The 21,251-nt window shown below is 63.0% G+C and carries 25 protein-coding genes; 8 read left to right on the top strand and 17 right to left on the bottom strand.

From position 1 onward, the window contains the following. Positions 1-2 precede the first annotated feature (2 nt). A complete protein-coding gene (gene trmB, locus PFEN_RS25835) occupies positions 3-728 on the top strand; it encodes a tRNA (guanosine(46)-N7)-methyltransferase TrmB (RefSeq protein ID WP_191489436.1) in 726 nt (241 codons plus the stop codon). 129 nt (positions 729-857) lie between these two features. On the opposite strand, the gene PFEN_RS25840 is transcribed toward trmB, so the two are convergent. From PFEN_RS25840 to PFEN_RS25880, 9 genes are all read right to left on the bottom strand, one after another. Beyond that, positions 858-1,181, bottom strand: a complete 324-nt coding sequence (locus PFEN_RS25840) for a DUF3392 domain-containing protein (protein WP_191489437.1) — start codon at positions 1,179-1,181, stop codon at positions 858-860. Between the two features lie 9 nt (positions 1,182-1,190). Continuing rightward, entirely contained in the window at positions 1,191-2,330 is a 1,140-nt protein-coding gene (hemW, locus tag PFEN_RS25845) for a radical SAM family heme chaperone HemW (RefSeq protein WP_191490260.1), read from the bottom strand. 59 nt (positions 2,331-2,389) lie between these two features. Continuing rightward, a complete protein-coding gene (gene rdgB, locus PFEN_RS25850; protein ID WP_191489438.1) occupies positions 2,390-2,986 on the bottom strand; it encodes an RdgB/HAM1 family non-canonical purine NTP pyrophosphatase in 597 nt (198 codons plus the stop codon). Beyond that, positions 2,983-3,417, bottom strand: a complete 435-nt coding sequence (locus PFEN_RS25855; RefSeq protein WP_191489439.1) for a DUF4426 domain-containing protein — start codon at positions 3,415-3,417, stop codon at positions 2,983-2,985. Before PFEN_RS25855 ends, rdgB begins: the two co-directional genes overlap by 4 nt. A gap of 26 nt (positions 3,418-3,443) precedes the next feature. Further along, the gene (metW, locus tag PFEN_RS25860) at positions 3,444-4,064 is read right to left on the bottom strand and encodes a methionine biosynthesis protein MetW (protein ID WP_191489440.1); all 621 of its coding nucleotides are present in this window, start codon (positions 4,062-4,064) and stop codon (positions 3,444-3,446) included. Positions 4,065-4,071: 7 nt separating this feature from the next. After that, the gene (gene metX / locus PFEN_RS25865; RefSeq protein WP_191489441.1) at positions 4,072-5,211 is read right to left on the bottom strand and encodes a homoserine O-succinyltransferase MetX; all 1,140 of its coding nucleotides are present in this window, start codon (positions 5,209-5,211) and stop codon (positions 4,072-4,074) included. Between the two features lie 258 nt (positions 5,212-5,469). Further along, a complete protein-coding gene (locus PFEN_RS25870; protein WP_191489442.1) occupies positions 5,470-6,060 on the bottom strand; it encodes a YggT family protein in 591 nt (196 codons plus the stop codon). A gap of 18 nt (positions 6,061-6,078) precedes the next feature. Continuing rightward, positions 6,079-6,897: a pyrroline-5-carboxylate reductase gene (gene proC, locus PFEN_RS25875; RefSeq protein ID WP_191489443.1), complete on the bottom strand. Its 819-nt coding sequence runs from the start codon at positions 6,895-6,897 to the stop codon at positions 6,079-6,081. 33 nt (positions 6,898-6,930) lie between these two features. Beyond that, the gene (locus PFEN_RS25880; RefSeq protein ID WP_191489444.1) at positions 6,931-7,617 is read right to left on the bottom strand and encodes a YggS family pyridoxal phosphate-dependent enzyme; all 687 of its coding nucleotides are present in this window, start codon (positions 7,615-7,617) and stop codon (positions 6,931-6,933) included. Positions 7,618-7,673: 56 nt separating this feature from the next. On the opposite strand from PFEN_RS25880, the gene PFEN_RS25885 reads away from it, so the two are divergent. Both PFEN_RS25885 and PFEN_RS25890 read left to right on the top strand, forming a co-directional pair. After that, the gene (locus PFEN_RS25885) at positions 7,674-8,708 is read left to right on the top strand and encodes a type IV pilus twitching motility protein PilT (protein WP_191489445.1); all 1,035 of its coding nucleotides are present in this window, start codon (positions 7,674-7,676) and stop codon (positions 8,706-8,708) included. 64 nt (positions 8,709-8,772) lie between these two features. After that, entirely contained in the window at positions 8,773-9,879 is a 1,107-nt protein-coding gene (locus PFEN_RS25890; RefSeq protein ID WP_191489446.1) for a PilT/PilU family type 4a pilus ATPase, read from the top strand. Positions 9,880-10,091: 212 nt separating this feature from the next. On the opposite strand, the gene PFEN_RS25895 is transcribed toward PFEN_RS25890, so the two are convergent. Further along, a complete protein-coding gene (locus PFEN_RS25895; RefSeq protein WP_191489447.1) occupies positions 10,092-10,742 on the bottom strand; it encodes a C40 family peptidase in 651 nt (216 codons plus the stop codon). Between the two features lie 252 nt (positions 10,743-10,994). On the opposite strand from PFEN_RS25895, the gene PFEN_RS25900 reads away from it, so the two are divergent. After that, on the top strand, positions 10,995-11,414 hold the full coding sequence (locus tag PFEN_RS25900) for a TM2 domain-containing protein (RefSeq protein WP_191489448.1): 420 nt from the start codon (positions 10,995-10,997) through the stop codon (positions 11,412-11,414). A gap of 215 nt (positions 11,415-11,629) precedes the next feature. Here PFEN_RS25900 and PFEN_RS25905 read toward each other — a convergent pair whose 3' ends face one another. The 7 genes from PFEN_RS25905 to gshB all read right to left on the bottom strand — a co-directional run bounded on the left by PFEN_RS25905 (position 11,630) and on the right by gshB (position 17,551). Next, the gene (locus PFEN_RS25905) at positions 11,630-12,901 is read right to left on the bottom strand and encodes a dihydroorotase (RefSeq protein ID WP_191489449.1); all 1,272 of its coding nucleotides are present in this window, start codon (positions 12,899-12,901) and stop codon (positions 11,630-11,632) included. After that, on the bottom strand, positions 12,898-13,902 hold the full coding sequence (locus PFEN_RS25910; protein ID WP_191489450.1) for an aspartate carbamoyltransferase catalytic subunit: 1,005 nt from the start codon (positions 13,900-13,902) through the stop codon (positions 12,898-12,900). The genes PFEN_RS25905 and PFEN_RS25910 overlap by 4 nt, the downstream gene beginning before the upstream one ends. Before the next feature lie 13 nt (positions 13,903-13,915). Next, positions 13,916-14,422, bottom strand: coding sequence for a bifunctional pyr operon transcriptional regulator/uracil phosphoribosyltransferase PyrR (gene pyrR, locus PFEN_RS25915; RefSeq protein WP_191489451.1), 507 nt, complete (start codon positions 14,420-14,422; stop codon positions 13,916-13,918). 66 nt (positions 14,423-14,488) lie between these two features. Further along, entirely contained in the window at positions 14,489-14,929 is a 441-nt protein-coding gene (gene ruvX, locus PFEN_RS25920; RefSeq protein WP_191489452.1) for a Holliday junction resolvase RuvX, read from the bottom strand. Further along, the gene (locus PFEN_RS25925; protein WP_191489453.1) at positions 14,929-15,498 is read right to left on the bottom strand and encodes a YqgE/AlgH family protein; all 570 of its coding nucleotides are present in this window, start codon (positions 15,496-15,498) and stop codon (positions 14,929-14,931) included. The genes ruvX and PFEN_RS25925 overlap by 1 nt, the downstream gene beginning before the upstream one ends. Positions 15,499-15,620: 122 nt before the next feature. Then, positions 15,621-16,520 carry an energy transducer TonB gene (locus PFEN_RS25930; protein ID WP_191489454.1) on the bottom strand — a complete coding sequence of 300 codons (900 nt, stop codon included), beginning with the start codon at positions 16,518-16,520 and terminating at the stop codon, positions 15,621-15,623. Between the two features lie 77 nt (positions 16,521-16,597). Beyond that, entirely contained in the window at positions 16,598-17,551 is a 954-nt protein-coding gene (gene gshB, locus PFEN_RS25935; protein WP_191489455.1) for a glutathione synthase, read from the bottom strand. A gap of 251 nt (positions 17,552-17,802) precedes the next feature. Between gshB and pilG the strand changes: the two genes are divergently transcribed. The 4 genes from pilG to PFEN_RS25955 are packed head-to-tail and all read left to right on the top strand — an operon-like array spanning position 17,803 to position 21,246. Continuing rightward, entirely contained in the window at positions 17,803-18,210 is a 408-nt protein-coding gene (pilG, locus tag PFEN_RS25940) for a twitching motility response regulator PilG (RefSeq protein WP_191489456.1), read from the top strand. A gap of 45 nt (positions 18,211-18,255) precedes the next feature. Continuing rightward, entirely contained in the window at positions 18,256-18,621 is a 366-nt protein-coding gene (gene pilH, locus PFEN_RS25945) for a twitching motility response regulator PilH (protein ID WP_191489457.1), read from the top strand. Between the two features lie 12 nt (positions 18,622-18,633). Beyond that, positions 18,634-19,185 (top strand): chemotaxis protein CheW, encoded by a 552-nt coding sequence (locus tag PFEN_RS25950; RefSeq protein WP_191489458.1) that lies wholly within the window; start codon positions 18,634-18,636, stop codon positions 19,183-19,185. Between the two features lie 3 nt (positions 19,186-19,188). Then, positions 19,189-21,246, top strand: coding sequence for a methyl-accepting chemotaxis protein (locus PFEN_RS25955; RefSeq protein ID WP_191489459.1), 2,058 nt, complete (start codon positions 19,189-19,191; stop codon positions 21,244-21,246). The last annotated feature ends 5 nt before the right edge of the window (positions 21,247-21,251 follow it).

Genomic DNA, 21,251 nt, shown 5'->3' on the forward strand with positions numbered 1-21,251 from the left:
TGATGACTGAATCGAACGACACGCCGCTCCCGCCGCAAGCTGATGAAGAGCGCCAACACCGCCGTATCAAGAGTTTCGTGATGCGCGCCGGGCGCATGACCGAAGGCCAGCAGAAAGGTCTGGAGCAGGGCACGCCGCTGTTCGTCCTGCCGCTGGCCGACGCACCGGTGGATTTCGACCAGGTGTTCGGTCGCTCGGCGCCGCGCTCGCTGGAAATCGGCTTCGGCATGGGCCATTCCCTGCTGGAGATGGCGGCGGCGGCACCGGAGCAGGACTTTATCGGTGTTGAAGTGCATCGGCCGGGTGTCGGGGCGTTGCTCAATGGCGTGCTGACCCAAGGGCTGAAAAACCTGCGGGTCTACGACTGCGATGCGATTGAAGTGCTCAACCGCTGCGTGGCGGACAACAGCCTGGATCGGCTGATGCTGTTTTTCCCCGATCCTTGGCACAAGAGTCGCCACCACAAGCGTCGTATTGTCCAGGCGTCCTTTGCCGAGCTGGTACGCAGCAAGTTGAAGGTCGGTGGGATTCTGCATATGGCCACCGACTGGGAGCCGTATGCCGAATACATGCTGGAAGTGATGAACGTCGCCCCGGGTTATCGCAACCTGGCGCAAGACGGTAAATGCGTGCCACGTCCGGCCGAGCGCCCGATCACCAAGTTCGAACGCCGTGGCGAGCGACTGGGGCATGGGGTGTGGGACTTGAAGTTCGAAAAGCTGGCCTGATGCCTATGGCGGCACGGTGGGGCGGTAGCGTATTTGCCAGCAGCACCGCGTCCCCTGCAGGAGCCAGCAAGCTGGCTCCTGCAGGGCTCCGCGCGAAATAGCGTCAGGCCCGGCTCCGGTGCTGTCCAATCAGCGCCGATCCGCCACTACCCCGATCAATACCAGCACCACCAACAGCACCGGCGCCAGGCTGTAGTTGTTGAACTGGCTCAAACCGCGCACCACCCAGGGCGTGGCGTAGATCAATGCCGCGCCGCTGCCGATCATGCACAGCAGGGCCATCAACGGTACGCGCAAGGCGCCGGCAATGCTGCCCAGGCGTTGATCGATCCAACCCTTGATATCCGCGCCAAACAGCACCAGCAGGCAGCCCACCAGCGCCAGGGCGATTTCCGACAGGTTGCTGCGGCTCCAGCGTGACACCGTGGCGAGCAGGTCGAGTACCAGGTCCATGGGGTTTCCTTAGGTCAAAAAATATTGCAGCAGGTCGTTGAGAAACAGTTGCCCGCGAGCGGTGGCTACCAGGCGTGACGGTTCGACCTGTAACAGGCCACTTTGTTCGGCCTCGGCGCGCGCGGCGTGCAAGCTGTCGAGACTAAGCCCGGTACGTTGCGCAAACAAGACCGCGTCGACGCCCGCGGTCAGGCGCAGGGCGTTCATCAGGAACTCGAACGGCAGCTCTTCGTTGGCCAGGTTTTTTTCCCCTGCCTGAAAGGCCTTGGCCGGGTTCAGGTAGTCCTTCGGCAGGCGGGTTTTCCAGGTCCGCACAATGCGCCCGTCCGGGTGGCTGAGCTTGCCATGGGCGCCCGCGCCGATGCCGATGAAATCGCCGAAGCTCCAGTAGTTGAGGTTGTGCCGCGCCGCTCGCCCGGGTTGGGCATAGGCCGAGACTTCATACTGGGCGTAGCCGTGCTCGGCCAGCAGGGCCTGGCCGGCTTCCTGGATATCCCACAGGGTGTCGTCTTCCGGCAGCGTCGGCGGCTGGTTCCAGAACACGGTGTTGGGTTCGAGCGTGAGCTGATACCAGGACAGATGCGTGGGTTTCAGGGCGATGGCCTGGCGCAGGTCGCCCAGGGCATCCTCCAGGGACTGGTCGGGCAAACCGTGCATCAGATCCAGGTTGAAGTTGTCGAAGCCGGCCTGACGCGCCATGTCCGCCGCGCGCATGGCTTCGCCGCCGCTATGGATGCGGCCCAGGGCCTTGAGCTTGTCTTCCTGGAAGCTCTGGATACCGATGGACAGCCGATTGATGCCCAATTGCCGATAGGCGATGAATTTTTCCTGCTCGAATGTCCCCGGGTTGGCTTCCAGGGTGATTTCGATATCGCTGGCGAAAGGAATACGTGCTTCGACGCCCTTGAGCAGGCGTCCCAGCGCCTGGGCGCTGAACAAGCTGGGCGTGCCGCCGCCGAAGAAGATCGAACTCAATTCACGGCCATGCACCGCGTGCAGGTCCTGGTCGAGATCGGCCAGCAGCGCGTCGACATACTCTTCTTCCGGCAGCACCGGGCTGGCGGCGTGGGAGTTGAAGTCGCAATACGGGCATTTGCGCACGCACCAGGGGATATGGATGTACAACGCCAGGGGCGGTAGCTGCGGCATGGCCGCACGAGGTGTTGGCGCGCTGCCGTGGATCAGCGGCGGCGCTACGTGGGGCTGGGTCATTGCAGGCCCAGGCGTTGGCGCAGCAGAGCCATGGCGCGGGCACGGTGGCTGAGCTGGTTCTTTTCGACAGGGCCCAGTTCGGCGCTGGAGCAGTCACGCTCCGGTACCCAGAACAGCGGATCGTAGCCAAAGCCATGCTCGCCGCTGGCGCTGGTGAGGATGCGCCCGTGCCACAGGCCTTCGCAGAGGATCGGCAGTGGGTCGTCGGCATGCCGGACCAGGGCCAGCACGCAGACGAACTGCGCCCCGCGCTCCGCGGTCGGGACGTCCTTCAGGGCCTCGAGCAGCTTGGCGTTGTTCGCCGCGTCGCCCTGGCCATCGGCATAACGGGCCGAATAGATGCCCGGCGCGCCGCCGAGAAAGTCCACCGCCAGCCCGGAGTCGTCGGCCAGCGCCGGCAGGCCGGAAATACGTGAGGCATTGCGGGCTTTCAGGATGGCATTTTCGACGAACGACAGACCGGTTTCTTCCGGCTCGACGCTGCTGAACTCGCCGATCGAGCTCAGTTGCACCGAACCGCCGAGCATGGCCTGGAGTTCCTTGAGTTTGCCGGCGTTGTGGCTGGCCAGTACCAGTTGGCTGAAATTCATCATTCGGCGGGGAAAAGTTCCTGGTTGAAGCTGAAAGTGTGGGTATCGCCGGCGACAGTGACGGTAATTTCGAAGATGCGGTTTTCCTGCTGCGGCACTGGGTATTGCGCCAGGTAGTAGATGGCGCCCTGCTCTGTCTTCTGCTTGAAGTTCAGCGTCACGCTCTTACCGGTCAGGTCCTTCACGTTGCCGCTGACCTGCGCCACCATCGGTTTGCCGGCTTTTGCCACCGAGATGTTGATCACGCCCTGGTTCTTGCTGCGAACCAGCTCCGCACGCTGGGCGGCATCCGGTTGGATATAGGTGGAGTTGAAGGTGTTGTAGTGCACGGTGATGTCTCCGAACACTTCCTGGCGTTCGCTCTTGATGGCGTCGGCGGCCATGGCCGTGACACCGAGACAGGCCAACATTAGAAAAGCAGCTGCACGAAACATGGTCATTCTCCTCGAAACCGTGCGGTTTACACCGCGAGCTGATGATCGGCGAGGCCCGGACTGCTGACGCGATAAATACCGATCTCCCCTAACAGATTAGGCCATAGCTTACTGGCCCACCCGTGGCGGTGCTGTTGATCCACGGCAAGCCGGTTGATGACCTTGGCCGAGCGTTCGCTGCACAGGGCCTCGAAGTCCTCGAAGGTGCAGAAGTGGATGTTCGGCGTGTTGTACCAGGTGTACGGGAGGAAATCGGACACCGGCATCCGGCCCTTGCTCGCCAGGTACCAGCGGCAACGCCAGTGCCCGAAGTTGGGGAAGGTGATGATGCACTGGCGCCCGACCCGGAGCATTTCGTCGAGGATCTTGTCCGGGTAGTGCACGGCTTGCAGGGCCTGGGTCATGACCACGACATCGAAGCTGTTGCTGGCGAAGTTGCCCAGGCCCTTGTCCAGGTCCTGCTCGATGACATTGATGCCCTTGGCCACGCAGGTGGCGATGTTGTCCGGGTCGTTTTCCAGGCCGTAGCCGCTGACCTGCTTGTGGTCGCGCAGCCAGGCCAGCAGTTCGCCGTCGCCGCAGCCGAGGTCGAGCACGCGGCTGCCGGCGGGGATCCAGTCTTGGATGATTTCCAGGTCGGCTCTCATGGCGTCCTCACAGCGATATTCGGTTCATGTAGTTGCCGAACGCCTGCAAGTAACGCGGGATCGGAATCAGGAAGGCATCGTGGCCTTGCGGCGCGTCGATCTCCAGGTAGCAGACGTCCTTGCGCGCGGCCATCAGCGCATCGACGATTTCCCGCGAGCGGGCCGGTGAGAAACGCCAGTCGGTGGTGAAGGACATCACGCAGAAGCGCGCCTTGGCGCCGGCGAAGGTTTGCGCCAGGTCATCGTTGAAGTTGGCCGCCGGGTCGAAGTAGTCCAGGGCCTTGGTCATCAACAGGTAGGTATTGGCGTCGAAACGCCCGGAAAACTCCTCGCCCTGGTAGCGCAGGTAGCTTTCGACCTGGAATTCCACGCTGTGGAAGTCGTAGTTGAGCTTTTCGCTCTTCAGGCCGCGGCCGAATTTCTCGCCCATGGAGTCATCGGACAGGTAGGTGATGTGTCCGACCATCCGCGCCAGCATCAGGCCGCGCTTGGGGATCACGCCGTGTTCCTGGAAGGAGCCGCCGTGAAACTCCGGGTCGGTGAGGATTGCCTGGCGCGCCACTTCGTTGAAGGCGATGTTCTGCGCCGACAGCTTGGGGGCCGAGGCGATGGCGACGCAGTTGCGCACGCGATCGGGGTAGGTGATGGACCATTGCATGGCTTGCATGCCGCCCAGGCTGCCGCCGATCACCGCGGCCCATTGCCTGATGCCCAGGCGGTCGGCGAGGCGGGCCTGGCTGTGAACCCAGTCCTCCACGGTCAGCACCGGGAAATCGGCGCCGAAGGGTCTGCCGGTCTCGGGGTTGAGGCTGCTCGGGCCGGTGGAACCGTTGCAGCCGCCGAGGTTGTTCAGGCTGACGACGAAGAACTTGTTGGTGTCGATGGGCTTGCCGGGGCCGATGCAGCTGTCCCACCAGCCGGGCTTGCGCTCGTCGGCGCGGTGAAAACCGGCGGCGTGATGGTGGCCGGAGAGGGCATGGCAGATCAGCACGGCATTGCTCGCCGTGGCGTTGAGGCTGCCGTAGGTTTCGTAGATCAGGTCGTAGGCTGGCAGGGAACGGCCACAGGCCAGGGCCAGGGGCTCGCTGAAGTGTGCCGTTTGCGGCACGACCAGCCCGACGGAATCGTGGGGAAAGACAGTGGACATCGACCCTGCTCACGCTTGAATGAGGCGTAAGTCTAATGAGCAAGGGGGTTAGCGGCAAGCGAAGGTCGGACAGGAATCTATGTGATGAAGCACACGGTCTCTTGGTGAGCCGCGTTTGCGTGGGAGCTGAGCCTGCCCGCGAAGGAGGCCTTGAGACCGCTGAAAGCTTCGCGGCGATCCGACAAGCTCCGCTCCCACAATAAGCGCTGTGCCTGCAGCGGGTTTTGTTTCCACTGCAAGCCGCGCCCGCGCAGCTGATCAGATCAACCGGAACAGCACTTCCGGCATGCCGCTCATGACGGCCAGCGGCGGAATCACATAGCTCTGGATCAACTGGATCACCAGGAACGCCAGGATCGGCGAGATGTCCAGGCCACCCAGGTTCGGCACGATCTTGCGGAACGGCGCCAGGGCCGGTTCGCTGATCTGGTACACCAGCTCGGCCGCCGGGCTATGGCTGCTCGGAGCCACCCACGAGAGGATCACGCTGATGATCATGGCGAAGAAGAACACCTTGAGGAACAGCGAGGTGATACCGATAACCGACCAGATCAGCAGGTAAGCGACGTTGCCGGTCACGCCGTAGCTGAGCAGCAGGATCACTGCCATCAACAGCATCTGCACGATGATCGCCAGCACCAGCGAGGACATATCCAGTCCGAACATGCTCGGAATGATCCGGCGCAGTGGCTTGAGCAGGGGCTGGGTGGCCTTGACGGTGAACTGGCAGAGCGGGTTGTAGAAGTTGGCCCGGACCAGTTGCAGGATGAAACGCAGCAGAATCACCAACAGGTACAGGCTGCCCAGGGTTTGTATGACAAAAATGGCAGCGCTATTGAATGCAAACATTAAAGATTCCCTCGAGGATTACTGACCGAGTTGCTCGGCCATTTCGGCCGAACGATGGGCGGCGGCGCCGAGCGCCTTTTCTACCAGGGCTTCGAAGCCGCCGGCCTGGAACGCCTTGATCGCCGCTTCCGTGGTACCGGCGGGCGAAGTGACGCGACGGCGCAGCTCGGCGGCGTCGACGTCGCTGGAGACCGCCATGTGGGCGGCGCCCAGGGCCGTCTGCAAGGTCAGCTGCGCCGCGGTTGCACGGGGCAGGCCGAGCTTTTCGCCGGCAGCGGTCATGGCTTCGATCAACAGGAAGAAGTACGCCGGGCCGCTGCCGGAAACAGCCGTGACCGCGTCCAGTTGCCGCTCCTCGTCCAGCCAGAGGGCAAGGCCCACGGCCGATAACAGTTCCTCGGCCTGCTCGCGCTGCGCGGCGGATACCCGTTCGGTGGCGAACAGGCCGCTGACGCCCTGGCGCAATAGCGCCGGGGTATTGGGCATGCACCGCACGATCGGCTGGGCCCCGAGCCACTGGCCCAGGCTGGCGCAGGTGATCCCGGCGGCAATCGACACCACCAGCTGATTCGCCGCCAGGCTCGGGCGCAAGGCCTCGCAGACGGCTTTCATGGCTTGCGGCTTGACCGCCAGGACCACCACGTCGGCGCCCTGGATCGCTTCGGCATTGTCGGCGAACACTTCGATGGCGTGTTCGGCGTGGACCCGCGCGCGGGTTTCTTCGCCCGGATCGCTGGCGCGGATCCGCGCCGCTTCCAGGCCCTTGGCCCGCAGGCCGCCGATCAGGCTGGCGGCCATGTTGCCTGCGCCGATAAAGGCAATACGTGTCTTGCTCATGTCGGATCCTTCAAATCAGTGTGTAGGGCCATCTCAGGCCTGGCCGTAATCGCGGGCGCCAAACAGCGCGGTACCGATCCGCACCCAGGTGGCGCCCTGGGCAATGGCCGATTCCAGGTCGTGGCTCATGCCCATGGACAAAGTATCGAGCGGCAGATTGAGGCTGTCTTGCAAGGTACGGACGGCGGCAAAGGCCGCGTCCTGGGCGGCACGATCTTCCGTCGGCTCGGGAATGGCCATCAATCCGCGCAATTTTAGGTTCGGCAGGCCGGCGATGGCGGTGGCCAGGGCGGGCAGGTCGGCGGGGGCGCAGCCGGACTTGCTGGCCTCGCCACTGACATTGACCTGGATGCAGATGTTCAGCGGCGGCAGGTTGGCCGGGCGTTGCTCGGACAGGCGTTGGGCGATTTTCAGGCGATCCACGGAGTGTACCCAGTCGAAGTGCTCGGCGATGGCGCGAGTCTTGTTCGATTGAATGGGGCCGATGAAGTGCCAGCACAAGGGCAGGTCGGTCAGTTCCGCCTGTTTGCCCAGGGCTTCCTGCAGATAATTTTCGCCGAAGTCCCGCAGGCCCGCGGCATGGGCTTCGCGCACGGCGGCGGCGGGCTTGGTCTTGCTCACGGCGAGCAAGCCGATGTCGGCGCTGTCGCGGCCGGCGGCCTGGGCGGCGGACGCAATGCGGGCTGCAACGGCGGTGATGTTGTCTGCTATCGTGGTCATTAAAATTCGCCAGCAGGTCAAAAGTCTGCGGCATTCTACCTGTATTGGGGAGCCTCATGGATATCACCGAGCTGCTGGCCTTTAGCGCCAAACAGGGCGCGTCGGACTTGCACCTCTCGGCGGGCCTGCCGCCGATGATCCGAGTCGACGGCGATGTGCGGCGGATCAACCTGCCAGCGCTGGACCACAAGCAGGTCCACGACCTGATCTACGACATCATGAACGACCGCCAGCGCAAGGACTACGAGGAGTTTCTGGAAACCGATTTCTCCTTCGAAGTGCCGGGCGTTGCGCGGTTCCGGGTCAATGCCTTCAACCACAATCGCGGTTCGGGCGCGGTATTCCGGACCATTCCCTCGAAAGTCCTGACCATGAGCGACCTGGGCATGGGCGAGGTGTTCCGCAAGATCACCGAGGTGCCGCGCGGACTGGTGCTGGTGACCGGGCCGACCGGCTCGGGCAAGTCGACCACCCTGGCGGCGATGATCGACCACCTGAACAATAACCGGCATCACCATATCCTGACCATCGAGGACCCGATCGAATTCGTTCACGAATCGAAGAAGTGCCTGGTCAACCAGCGGGAAGTGCACCGCGACACCCAGAGTTTCTCCGCCGCCCTGCGTTCGGCCTTGCGCGAAGACCCGGACGTGATCCTGGTGGGCGAGATGCGTGACCTGGAAACCATTCGCCTGGCCCTCACCGCGGCCGAGACCGGTCACCTGGTGTTCGGCACGCTGCACACCACCTCGGCGGCCAAGACCATCGACCGGGTGGTGGACGTATTTCCGGCGCAAGAGAAGTCCATGGTCCGCTCGATGCTTTCGGAGTCGTTGCAGGCGGTGATTTCCCAGAGTCTGCTGAAAAAGGTCGGCGGCGGGCGCATCGCGGCCCACGAGATCATGCTCGGCACGCCGGCGATCCGTAACCTGATCCGCGAAGACAAGGTGGCGCAGATGTACTCCTCGATCCAGACCGGCGGCTCGCTGGGCATGCAGACCCTCGACATGTGTCTCAAGGACCTGCTGAGCAAGGGGCTGATCACCCGGGATAACGCCCGGGAAAAGGCCAAGATTCCGGACAACTTCTAACACGGACCCCACAAGCTTCTACGCTGTCACACAGGTGTATGCCTGATTCGACGCGGAGAAGCTCATGGAGTTCGAGAAACTGCTGCGCCTGATGGTGGAGAAGGGCGGGTCCGACCTGTTTATCACCCCGGGCCTGCCGCCTTCGCTGAAGGTCAATGGCCAGATCCTGCCGGTGAATCACACCCCGTTGACCCAGGAGCAGGTCCAGGACGCGGTGTTCGGGCTGATGAACGAGCGCCAGAAACTGGATTTCAGCCATCTGCACGAATGCAATTTTGCCATCCAGCCCAAGGGCATCGGCCGCTTCCGGGTCAGCGCCTTCTACCAGCGCAGCCAGCCGGGCATGGTGTTGCGGCGTATCGAAACGTTGATTCCCGCGCTGGCGGAACTGAAACTGCCGCCGTTCATCGAGCAATTGGCGTTGCTCAAGCGCGGCTTGGTGATGGTTGTCGGGGCAACCGGGACCGGCAAGTCGACTACCCTGGCGGCGATGATCGGCCACCGCAACCAGCAGGGTAGCGGTCATATCGTCACGGTTGAGGACCCCATCGAGTTTGTCCACGAACACCACAATTGCATCATTACCCAGCGAGAAGTGGGGATCGACACCGACTCCTACGAGGTTGCGCTGAAAAACACCCTGCGCCAGGCTCCGGACCTGATCATGATTGGCGAAGTACGCACCCGGGAAACCATGGGGCACGCCCTGGCTTTCGCGGAAACCGGTCACCTGTGTCTGGCGACCCTGCACGCGCCGAATGCCGACCAGGCGCTGGAGCGGATCATCAACTTCTTTCCCGTGGATCGCCATCCGCAGATCTGGATAGAGCTGTCCCTCAACCTGCGGGCGATTGTCGCCCAGCAATTGATTCCGAGCCGTGATGGCAAGGGGCGGCGGGTGGTGGTGGAAGTGTTGCTGAATACGCCGTTGATGGCCGATCTGATTCGCAAGGGTGAAATCAAGGAGCTCAAATCGTTGATGAAGCGCTCGACCGAGCAGGGGATGCAGACCTTGGACCAGGCGTTGTATGTGTTGTATCAGGAGGGGGCGATCAGCTACCGCGATGCGCTGGCATATGCCGACTCGGCCAATGACTTGCGGCTGATGATCAAGCTGGAGAAGGGCGCGAGTAGCGAGGGGGCGGACAGCTTGAGCCTGGGGCCGGCCTAGGAGTCTTTTGGTCGCGGTCCTGGCCTCTTCGCGGGCAAGCTCCGCTCCCACACTAGATTCGAGTCGTGCCTGAGTCTTGTGTACGACTGACAACCTGTGGGAGCCGGCTGGATCCAGACTCTGAGATTGACTCGGTGATTGTGGGAGCGGAGCTTGCCCGCGAAGAGGCCCTCGAGAGCGCCCAAAGCTTCACGGGCGCACTACCAATCCGATCAGCGCTGCACAACCCGCATATGATTCTGCTCTTTTGGAATCACCCGCTTGGCAATCACGTAGTGGCTATCCCAATACGGCTTCTTCAGCGTGTCGATGCTCACCGACTTGCCACGACGCGGCGCATGGATAAAGCGGTCGTTGCCCAGGTAGATGGCTACATGGTTGACCTTGCGGCTCTTGAGGGTGAAGAACAGCAGGTCGCCAGGCTTGAGGTCCTTGCGCGCGACTTTCTGCCCGTGGCCGGCGGCCATGGCATTGGAGGTGCGTGGCAGATCACTGGCGGCTACGCCGTTGAAGGCATACTTGACCAGGCCGCTGCAATCAAAGCCCTTGCTCGGGCTGCTGCCACCCCAGCGATAGGGTGTGCCCAATGCGTTCACCGCACGGCTGAGCACCGCGCTGCTTTGCTTGGCGTTTGGCGCCGCCGGATTGATCGCAACGACAGTATGATGGGCTTTGCCGTGGCTGCTGTGCTTGCCAGGGCGCTTGACCACAGGTGCGTTCAAATCGGTAGCATGGGCAACGGAAACCGGTGATTTGGCGGTGTGACCGTTGACGGAAGGAAGACGTTGCTCACGGTTGGTGGCGTGGGCGGCCAGTGGCATTAATAGGCAAATGGTTAGCCATGTCTTGAAAAATGGTCGCATTAGGCAAGGCTCTAAATAGGTAATCGCGCAACTTTATAACAGCTTTTTGCTCACTTCTGGGCCCGTTTGTCGAATCAATACAGGGGGTTAAATGCGCGGGCGGCTGCGAAAAGCGACCCATGGGTCACGTGAGAGTCAGGCCCCACAAGGCTTTCAGCGATTTCTGGCAAGGGTTTGTTACATGTTTTGAGACAGTAAAAAAGTCACACGAAATTACGAAATATTTATCTATCGAGCTCGGAGAGGGCCTTGATGAACACCTATCGACAAGACGGCACACCGGTTAATACTCACAACGTTTTACTCGGGTATTTGCTGTGGATTTTTGGTTTTACCGGCTCGCACCGCTTCTATTACGGCAAGCCGATTACCGGGACGATCTGGTTTTTTACCTTCGGGGTGTTCGGTATCGGCTGGTTGATCGACGTGTTCCTGATTCCGAGCATGGATCGGGAGGCGGACCTGCGTTTCACCGCGGGTCCGCTGGACTATAACGTCGCCTGGTTGCTGCTGACGTTCCTGGGGCTGCTCGGTGTGCACCGGATGTACATGGGCAAGTGGCTGACCGGGCTGCTTTACCTGGTGACGGGCGGGTTGCTGGGGTTGGGCGTGCTGTATGACTTCTGGACGCTGAATGACCAGGTGTCGCTGAGGAACAGCGGGCGGGGCTGAATCAGAAAGTTTGAAGTCGAGCGCGGTCCTGTGGCGAGCGGGCTTGTCGGAACGCCGCACCGCCGCGCTGGGTCGCGAAGCGGCCCTGAAACCAGAAAACTCGGTACATCAGGTTGACCGAGGTGATCGGTTTTACGACTGCTTCGCAGCCGAACGCAGGCAAGCCCGCTCGCCACAGTTATAGCCTATAGCCATCCCACAATTACTGGTGGGGATCAGGCCTGGTGCGTGATCCGCCCATCCATCAGCGTATAACGCACGCTTCCCGGCAACGCATGGCCGATGAACGGGCAGTTCTCGCCCTTGGACAACCAGTGCTCACCGGCCACGGTCGAGGTGCTCGGATCGAACAGCACCAGGTCCGCCGCCGCGCCCACCGCCAGCTTGCCCGCCGGCAGGCGCAAGGCCTCGGCGGGACCGGCGCTGAGGCGCTTGAGCAGGGTCGGCAGGTCCAGCAGGCCATCTTCCACCAGGGTCAAGGCCAGCGGCAGCAACAGCTCGACGCTGCTGATACCCGGCTCGGTCTCGCCGAACGGCGCCAGCTTGGCATCCCGTTCATGGGGTTGATGGTGGCTGGAGATGGCCGTGACCACCCCGGATTTCACCGCCGCGCGCAAACCCTCGCGGTCGGCGCGGGTGCGCAGCGGCGGTTGCACATGATAAAGACTGGAGAAGTCGATCAGCGCTTCGTCGGTCAGGATCAACTGGTACAGGGCCACATCGGCGGTCACCGGCAGGCCACGGGCCTGGGCCTGGGCGATCAGGGCCACGCCGCGGGCGCTGGTCAGTTGGCTGAAGTGCGCGCGCACGCCACTCTGTTCCACCAGCAGCAGGTCGCGGGCCAGGGCCACGGTCTCGGCGGTTTCTGGAATCCCCGGCAAGCCGAGGAAACTGGCGGTGGCGCCTTCATGGGCCAGGCCGCCGTAGGCCAGGTCATGGTCCTGGGAGTGGAAAATCACCGTCAGGTCGAAGGTCGCGGCATATTCCAGCGCCCGGCACAGGGTGCGGGTGTTGCGGAAACTCTCCAGGCCGTTGCCGAACGCCACGCAACCGGCATCGCGCAAGGCTACCAGTTCGGCCAATTGCTCGCCTTCCAGGCCTTTGCTCAGGGCGCCGATGGGGAACACCTTGGTGTTGCCGGCTTCGCGGGCGCGGTCGAGGATCAGTTCGGCCACCGCCGAGGTGTCCAGCACCGGTTTGGTCCGCGGTGGGCAGCACAGGCTGGTGACGCCGCCGGCCGCCGCCGCGCGGGTTTCGCTGGCGATGTTGCCCTTGCGGCTGTAGCCCGGTTCGCGCAGGGAGACGTTCAGGTCCACCAGCCCGGGGGCGGCCACCAGGCCCTTGGCGTCGATGACTTCAATCGCGGCGAAATCCGCCGGGGCGGTGCCAATGGCAAGCAGTTTGCCGGCCTCGAGGTGCAGATCGGTCACTTGATCCAGGCCGCTGCTCGGATCAACGACGCGGGCGCCGAGTATGCTGAGTTTCACTGGGCCTTCTCCTGATCGAATTGGCGCTGGGCGGTCTGCCCGCTCATGGCCATGGACAGCACGGCCATGCGTACGGCGATGCCGTAGGTGACTTGGTTGAGGATGACCGAATGGGGACCGTCGGCCACCGCCGATTCGATCTCCACGCCACGGTTGATCGGGCCCGGATGCATGACAATGGCATCCGGTTTGGCACCCGCCAGGCGCGCGGTGGTCAGGCCGAACAGGCGGTAGAATTCGCCTTCGCTGGGCAGCAGGCCGCCGGTCATGCGTTCACGCTGCAGGCGCAGCATGATCACCACGTCGACGTCCTTCAGGCCCGCGGCCAGGTCGGTGTAGACCTTCACCCCGTATTGTTCGACGCCGACCGGCAGCAAGGTCTTCGGCGCGATCACGCGGATGTCCGGGCAGCCGAGGGTCTTGAGCGCGAGCATGTTCGAACGCGCCACCCGCGAGTGCAGGATGTCGCCGACGATGGCCACCGAAAGATTTTCGAAACTGCCCTTGTGCCGACGGATGGTCAGCATGTCGAGCATGCCCTGGGTCGGGTGCGCGTGGCGGCCATCGCCGCCGTTGATGATCGCCACCTGCGGGCAGACGTGTTCGGCGATGAAGTGCGCGGCGCCGGAGTCGCCGTGGCGCACGACGAACATGTCGGCGGCCATCGCCTCGAGGTTGCGCAGGGTATCGAGCAGGGTTTCACCCTTGCTCGCCGAGGAGGTGGACACGTTCAGCGTGATCACATCCGCCGATAGCCGCTGGGCGGCCATTTCGAAGGTGGTGCGGGTGCGGGTGGAGTTCTCGAAGAACACATTGCACACGGTCTTGCCGCGTAACAATGGGACTTTCTTCACCGCCCGGGCGCCGACTTCGAGAAAGGAGTCGGCGGTGTCGAGGATTTCGGTCAACAGCTCGCGGCGCAGGCCGTCGAGCGACAGGAAATGGCGTAGCTGGCCCTGATCGTTGAGCTGCAGCGGGCGCTTGGCGTCTAGAGGCGTCATCGCAAAGGACTCTTTAAAGGGCGAGGTCTTGAAGTTCGAGTTGGAGCGGCGCGGGGCCGGACAATTTTACCCGTTCCGTGGGCGCCAGCGACAGTGTTGCGCCGACCACATCGGGACGGATCGGCAATTCGGCGGCATCGAGGTCCAGCAGGCTGACCAGCGTCACGCTGGCCGGGCGGCCGTAGTCGAACAGTTCATTGAGGGCGGCGCGGATGGTTCGGCCGCTCATCAACACGTCGTCGATCAGCACCAGGTGCTGGCCTTCGATCTCGAACGGCAGCTCGGACGGGCGCACTTGCGGGTGCAGGCCACTCTGGCTGAAGTCGTCGCGGTAGAAGGACACATCCAGGATACCGAGGGGGGCCGCGTTGCCAAGGGCCTTGAGCAGCGCCTGGGCGACCCATACGCCGCCGGTACGGATGCCAATGAAGCGCGGCTCGGCAATGCCGCGTTTGCTCAGGTAGGCGGTGAGATCGACGGCCATCTGGCTGATCAGGTCGGCGGGATTGGGCAGGCTCATGGTTGCTCCTTCAAGGGCCCTTGCGGGAATCAAGACGAGGGTGAATCGTTCGGGCCTCGCCAGTGTTCAGGATTCGGCGGGCGTCGGGTGTTCTTCGATCCAGCTTTGCAGTAGCAGCTTGGCGGCGATGGCGTCCACCGGGTTGTCGCGATAGGTCCCTTTCTGACCGCCACGGGCCATGCGTTCGCCCTTGGCTTCGAAGGTGGTCAGGCGCTCGTCCTGGGTGAAGAACGGCAGGTTGTAGCGGCCGTTGAGCCGGCGGGCGAATTTCTCCGCCCGGGCGCACATGTCGCTGGGGCTGCCGTCCATGTTCAGCGGCAGGCCGACCACTACGGCGTCGGGCTGCCACTCCTTGATCAGGGCTTCGACCTGGTTCCAGTCGGGAATACCGTTCTGCGCCTTCAGGGTGCACAGCTCGCGGGCTTGCCCGGTGATCATCTGGCCGACGGCGACGCCGATCTGTTTGGTGCCGTAGTCGAAACCCAGCAGCAGGCGAATGGCGGCCATCAGGCGTGGCCCGCCTGGCTGGTGAGCAGGCTGAGGTTGATGCCCAGGTGGGCGGCGGCGGCGGCCAGGCGCGCGTCGCTGTCGGTTTCGAAGAGGATGTCCGGGGAAAACGGGCAGGTCAGCCAGGCGTTGTCGGCCAGCTCCGCTTCCAGTTGCCCGGCTTCCCAGCCGGCGTATCCCAGGGCGATCAGGCTGCGCGGCGGGCCCTCGCCGTCGGCAATGGCGAACAGCACGTCCTGGGAGGTGGACAGCGCCAGGCCGTCCAGTTCGACGGTGGCCTGGTAGGTCTGGCCGATGGGGTGCAGGACAAAGCCGCGGTCGGTTTGCACCGGGCCGCCGGAATAGATCGGCACATGCTGGCAGAGAGCTGGCGGCTCGATGTCCGGGCGCAGTTGTTCGAGGATATCGGCCAGGTTCAGCGATTGTGGGCGGTTGATCACCAGCCCCATGGCACCGTTCGCGCTGTGCTCGACTATATAAGTGACGGTCTGCGCGAAGTTCGGGTCGGCCATATGCGGCATGGCGATCAGGAAGTGATGCTTGAGGTACGTCGGGGTGAGGTTTTTCATGAGCCTTAGTGTGGCCGTGGGCGGGCGACCTGACAAGCAGATCAAGCGCTTGATGCGGCACGTTTGTACTTCGGGCGCTCCCACAGGTTCGAGGCCCGCCAGGGGAATTCAATCGGATGCGCTCAATTGCTGGAAAGCTTGTCGCCCCGGGCAAAACGCCAGGTACGGATGATCTCCAGGCGGTCGATATCCGACAGATCGCCGGTAAAGGGCGCGAACGGGGCCGCCAGGCGCACGATACGTTGCGCCGCCTGGTCCAGCAGTGGCTGTCCGGAGGACTCCAGCACCAGCACTTCATAGAGCGAGCCGTCATGATTGATCGAGACCATCATGCGTAAATTGCCGTAGATCTGCTGGCGCCGGGCTTCCTCGGGATAATTGAGGTTGCCGATGCGTTCGACCTTCTTGCGCCAGTCTTCCTTGTACCAGGCGCCCTTGTCGCGCATGGTCGAGGCCGCGCTCAAGCGGTGGATCCGCGGTCGCTTGGCGTAGAGCTGCTGTTCCTTGGCCAGTTCCGCTTCGAGGCTGGCGATGTCGCTGGACAGTTGCGAGCTGTCGAACGTCGGCGCCGCTGGCTGAGGCGCGGCCTCGGTCTTGACCTGTTCATGCTTGATCACGGCTTTCTTCGGCTTCGGCGCCACCGTGGTGACCACCGCCTTCGGCGCCGCTTCCGTCACTTCCTGTTTGGCCGGCGGCGGTGGGGTGACCTGATTGATGGTGTTGTCCTGGAACGGCGCGACCTCGGTGGTCTTGGGAATCGCCTTTTTATCCAGGGTGCCGCTGCCTTGCTGGTTGTCCTGGGCGAGGAAATCGGCCTTTTCGGGCGCTTTCTCGCTCTTGAAGGTGGCCAGGGTGATTTCCAGGGTCTTGCTGATCTGCTTGGGCTCGACGAAGGTGAAACCCAGGCCGAGGATCAGCGCCAGGTGGATCAGCGCGGCCAGGAAAAGCGTGAAGCCGAGCCGATCCGCCGGGCGTATGCCGGCGTGGGAGAGTTCGGGAGGCAGATCGGCGGGAAGCGTCATGACCAGGAAACCAACATTGCATGTATCGAAAGCCGAACATGATAACGCAATGTTGGTTTTTTCTCGGCTGTTCTACATCAGCGGGCTTGCAGCTTGCGCTCAATGGCATCCATCAGCAGGCCGCCGATGTCGGTGCCAAAGGCGTTGTCGATCTCGCGGATGCAGGTCGGGCTGGTGACGTTGATTTCCGTCAGGTGCTCGCCGATCACGTCCAGGCCGACGAACAGCAGGCCTTTCTCGCGCAAGGTCGGGCCGACCTGGGCGGCGATCCAGCGGTCGCGCTCGGTCAGCGGGCGGGCTTCGCCGCGCCCGCCAGCGGCCAGGTTGCCACGGGTTTCACCGGCGGCCGGAATTCGCGCCAGGCAATACGGCACCGGCTCGCCGTCGACCATCAGGATGCGCTTGTCGCCGTCCTTGATCCCCGGCAGGTAGGCCTGGGCCATGATCTGCTGGCTGCCCAGGGCGGTCAGGGTCTCGAGGATCACCGACAGGTTCGGATCGCCGACCCGATGGCGGAAGATCGAGGTGCCGCCCATGCCGTCCAGTGGCTTGAGGATCACGTCGCCGTGTTTGCCGGCAAATTCGCGCAACACATCGGCGCGACGGCTGACCACGGTGGCCGGCGTGCACTGCGGGAACTGGGTGGCGAACAGCTTTTCATTGCAGTCGCGCAGGCTCTGCGGCTTGTTGACCACCAGCACCCCGGCGCGCTCGGCCTGTTCCAGCAGGTAGGTGGAGTAGACGAACTCCATGTCGAAGGGTGGATCCTTGCGCATCAGGATCACATCAAGGTCGCTGAGGGCCGTGTCGGTCTCGGCTGCCAGCTCGAACCACTGCTCGGGGTTGGCGAACACCTTCAGTGGACGCATGCGTGCCCGGGCCACGCCGGCGTCTTGGTACAGGTCCTGCTGTTCCATGTAGAACAGGCTCCAGCCGCGCGCTTGGGCGGCCAGCAGCATGGCCAGGGAGCTGTCCTTCTTATAGGAAATGTTGGCGATGGGGTCCATGACAATCCCGAGACGAACGCTCATGGGCTATATCCTCTATGGGCCGTGATGGCCGAAATGACTTGAAAAAGTGGCGTCAGAGTGGCGCTACACCGATTCCCGGTCAAGGAAAAAGCGACTGCCCGGGCGCGGCCGGGGGCGGTTGATAGATTGCATCATGAGACTGTGCTAAAAAGGCTCGCATGCCGCTCGAAGCGCTTACACATCAAGGGCTTCGCGCCTGAAAACCGCTTAGGTGCAGTCAATCGAGTCGCTGTGGCGATGGTAGAGCAGATATGGAACAGCATTCCACGGCCCTGAAAGTGATGGTCATCGACGACTCCAAGACGATTCGTCGAACCGCCGAGACGCTGTTGAAACACGTGGGGTGCGAGGTGATCACGGCCATCGACGGTTTCGATGCGCTGGCCAAGATCGCCGATCATCATCCGGGGATTATCTTCGTCGATATCATGATGCCGCGCCTGGATGGCTACCAGACCTGCGCCCTGATCAAGAACAATCGTGCGTTCAAGTCCACGCCGGTGATCATGCTGTCCTCCAAGGATGGCCTGTTCGACAAGGCCAAGGGGCGTATCGTCGGTTCCGATCAGTTTTTGACCAAGCCGTTCAGCAAGGAAGAACTGCTGGCCGCGATCAAGGCCCATGTGCCGGGGTTCGCGGTGGTAGAACAAGCACATTGACGGGCGGCCGTTTGGCCGCCCGCCTTATAAGCAGTGGGGAACACCATGGCACGTATCCTGATCGTCGATGATTCGCCGACTGAAATGTACAAACTGACCGGCATGCTGGAAAAGCACGGTCATGAGGTGCTCAAGGCCGAGAACGGTGCCGATGGCGTGGCCCTGGCCCGCCAGGAGAAGCCCGACGCGGTCTTGATGGACATCGTCATGCCGGGCCTCAATGGCTTCCAGGCCACCCGGCAACTGACCAAGGACAGTGAAACCAGCCACATCCCGGTGATCATCATCACCACCAAGGATCAGGAAACCGACAAGGTCTGGGGCACGCGCCAGGGCGCCCGCGACTACCTGACCAAGCCGGTGGAGGAAGACACCCTGATCAAGACCCTGAACAGTGTCCTCGCCGGCTGACGGCCCGCGCCCATGAGCCCGTCACAGACCGCCTTCCAGCTGCTGTTGGAAATCGACCAGCGCTGTCGTTTGCTGGCGGCTGACCTGCCGTCGCAGCAGGCCCGCCAGGATACCTGGAGCGGCATCGGCTTTCGCCTTGGCGAGCACTGGTATGTGGCGCCGATGGGCGAAGTCGGCGAGGTCCTGCATGAGCCGCGCGTCACCCTGTTGCCGGGGGTGAAACCCTGGGTCAAGGGCGTTGCCAACTTGCGTGGACGTTTGCTGCCGATCATGGACCTGTGCGGTTTTTTCGGCCATGAACTCTCGATCTTGCGCAAGCAGCGGCGGGTGTTGGTGGTGGAATACAAGGACGTGTTCGCCGGCCTGATGGTGGACGAAGTCGCGGGTTTGCAGCACTTTCCACTGGGCGGGCAGCAGGGACTGGCGGTGCCGCCGCCGGATGACGCGGTGGCACCCTTTGTCCGGGGCCGTTTCGAGCGTGAACGCAGTTGGTGGGTGTTCAGCCCGTTTGCCCTGGCGCAGGCGCCGGGGTTTCTGGATGTGGCCTTACAGGCAGGGGCCTGATCGATGACAAACGCTAAAACCGGCAAACCGTTGGAGGCTTCGCGCAGTCGTTCGCAGATCCTGGTGCTGTTTATTGCCCTGATCGTGTTCATCATGCTGCTGTTCGCCAACTTTGCCTATCTGAACACCCAGTCCACCTACGACAAGCAATACATCAGCCATGCCGGCGAACTGCGGGTGCTGTCCCAGCGTATCGCCAAGAACGCCACGGAAGCGGCTTCCGGCAAGGCCGCGGCATTCAAGCTGCTGAGTGATGCGCGCAACGATTTCGCCCAGCGCTGGGGCTACCTGAAGAAAGGCGACCCGGCCACCGGCCTGCCCGCCGCGCCGCCCGCCGTGCGCCCGGAAATGCATGCGGTGCAGCAGGACTGGGAAAACCTGCTGAGAAACACCGACGCCATCCTGGCCAGCGAACAGACCGTGCTGTCGTTGCATCAGGTCGCCGCGACCCTGGCCGAAACCGTACCGCAGTTGCAGGTCGAATACGAAAAGGTCGTGGAGATTCTCCTGCAGCGCGGCGCTCCGGCGGCGCAGGTGGCCATGGCCCAGCGCCAGTCGTTGCTCGCCGAGCGCATCCTGGGGGCGGTGAACACGGTACTGGCCGGCGACGAAACCTCGTCCCAGGCCGCCGATGCCTTCGGTCGCGACGCCGCCCGTTTCGGCCAGGTCCTCAACGGTATGCTCCAGGGCAACGCGGCCCTGAAAATCACCCAGGTCGAAGACAAGGACGCCCGCGCCCGCCTGGGGGATATTGCCGAGCTCTTCGAGTTCGTCTCCGGCTCGGTGGATGAAATCCTCGAGACCTCGCCGCAGTTGTTCCAGGTCCGCGAGTCGGCCGGGAATATCTTCAGTTTGTCGCAGACGTTGCTGGACGAAGCCTCGCACCTGGCCAATGGTTTTGAAAACCTTGCCGGCGAACGCTCCCTGGACACCATCGGTGGATATGTCCTGGGCCTGCTGGCCCTGGCCTCGATCATCCTGATCGGCCTGGTCATGGTCCGCGAGACCAATCGGCAGTTGCACGAGACCGCCGAGAAAAACGAACGCAACCAGCACGCGATCATGCGCCTGCTCGACGAAATCGAGGACCTGGCCGACGGCGACCTGACCGTCACCGCCTCGGTCACCGAAGACTTCACCGGGACCATTGCCGACTCCATCAACTATTCCGTCGACCAGTTGCGCGATCTGGTGGCCACCATCAACCTCACCGCCGGCCAGGTCGCCGCCGCCGTGCAGGAAACCCAGGCCACCGCCATGCAACTGGCAGAGGCCTCCGAGCACCAGGCCCAGCAGATTTCCGAGGCGTCCACCGCCATCAGCGACATGGCCGAGTCGATCGACCAGGTCTCGGCCAACGCCGCCGAGTCTTCAGCGGTGGCCGAGCGTTCGGTGGAGATCGCCAACAAGGGCAATGAGGTGGTGCACAACACCATTCACGGCATGGACAACATTCGCGAACAGATCCAGGACACCGCCAAGCGGATCAAGCGCCTGGGCGAATCTTCCCAGGAAATCGGCGACATCGTCAGTCTGATCGACGACATTGCCGACCAGACCAATATCCTCGCCCTCAACGCGGCGATCCAGGCGTCCATGGCCGGCGATGCCGGGCGCGGTTTCGCGGTGGTGGCCGATGAAGTGCAGCGCCTGGCGGAGCGTTCGTCGGCGGCAACCCGGCAGATCGAAACCCTGGTGCGGGCGATCCAGACCGATACCAACGAGGCGGTGATCTCCATGGAGCAGACCACCACCGAAGTGGTGCGCGGTGCCCGCCTGGCCCAGGACGCCGGGGTGGCCCTGGAAGAGATCGAAGGGGTGTCCAAGACCCTGGCGGCCTTGATCCAGAGCATTTCCAACGCCGCCCAGCAACAGACCTCGTCGGCCGGGCAGATCTCGCTGACCATGAACGTGATCCAGCAGATCACCACCCAGACATCGTCCGGCTCGACCGCCACCGCCGAAAGCATCGGCAACCTGGCGAAAATGGCCAGCCAGTTGCGGCGCTCGGTCTCCGGTTTCACTTTGCCCGCGGCGCCCGATGCGCGTGAAACCCGTTAGTGGAG

Source organism: Pseudomonas sp. FEN (assembly GCF_904067045.1).
Taxonomy (GTDB): Bacteria; Pseudomonadota; Gammaproteobacteria; order Pseudomonadales; family Pseudomonadaceae; genus Aquipseudomonas.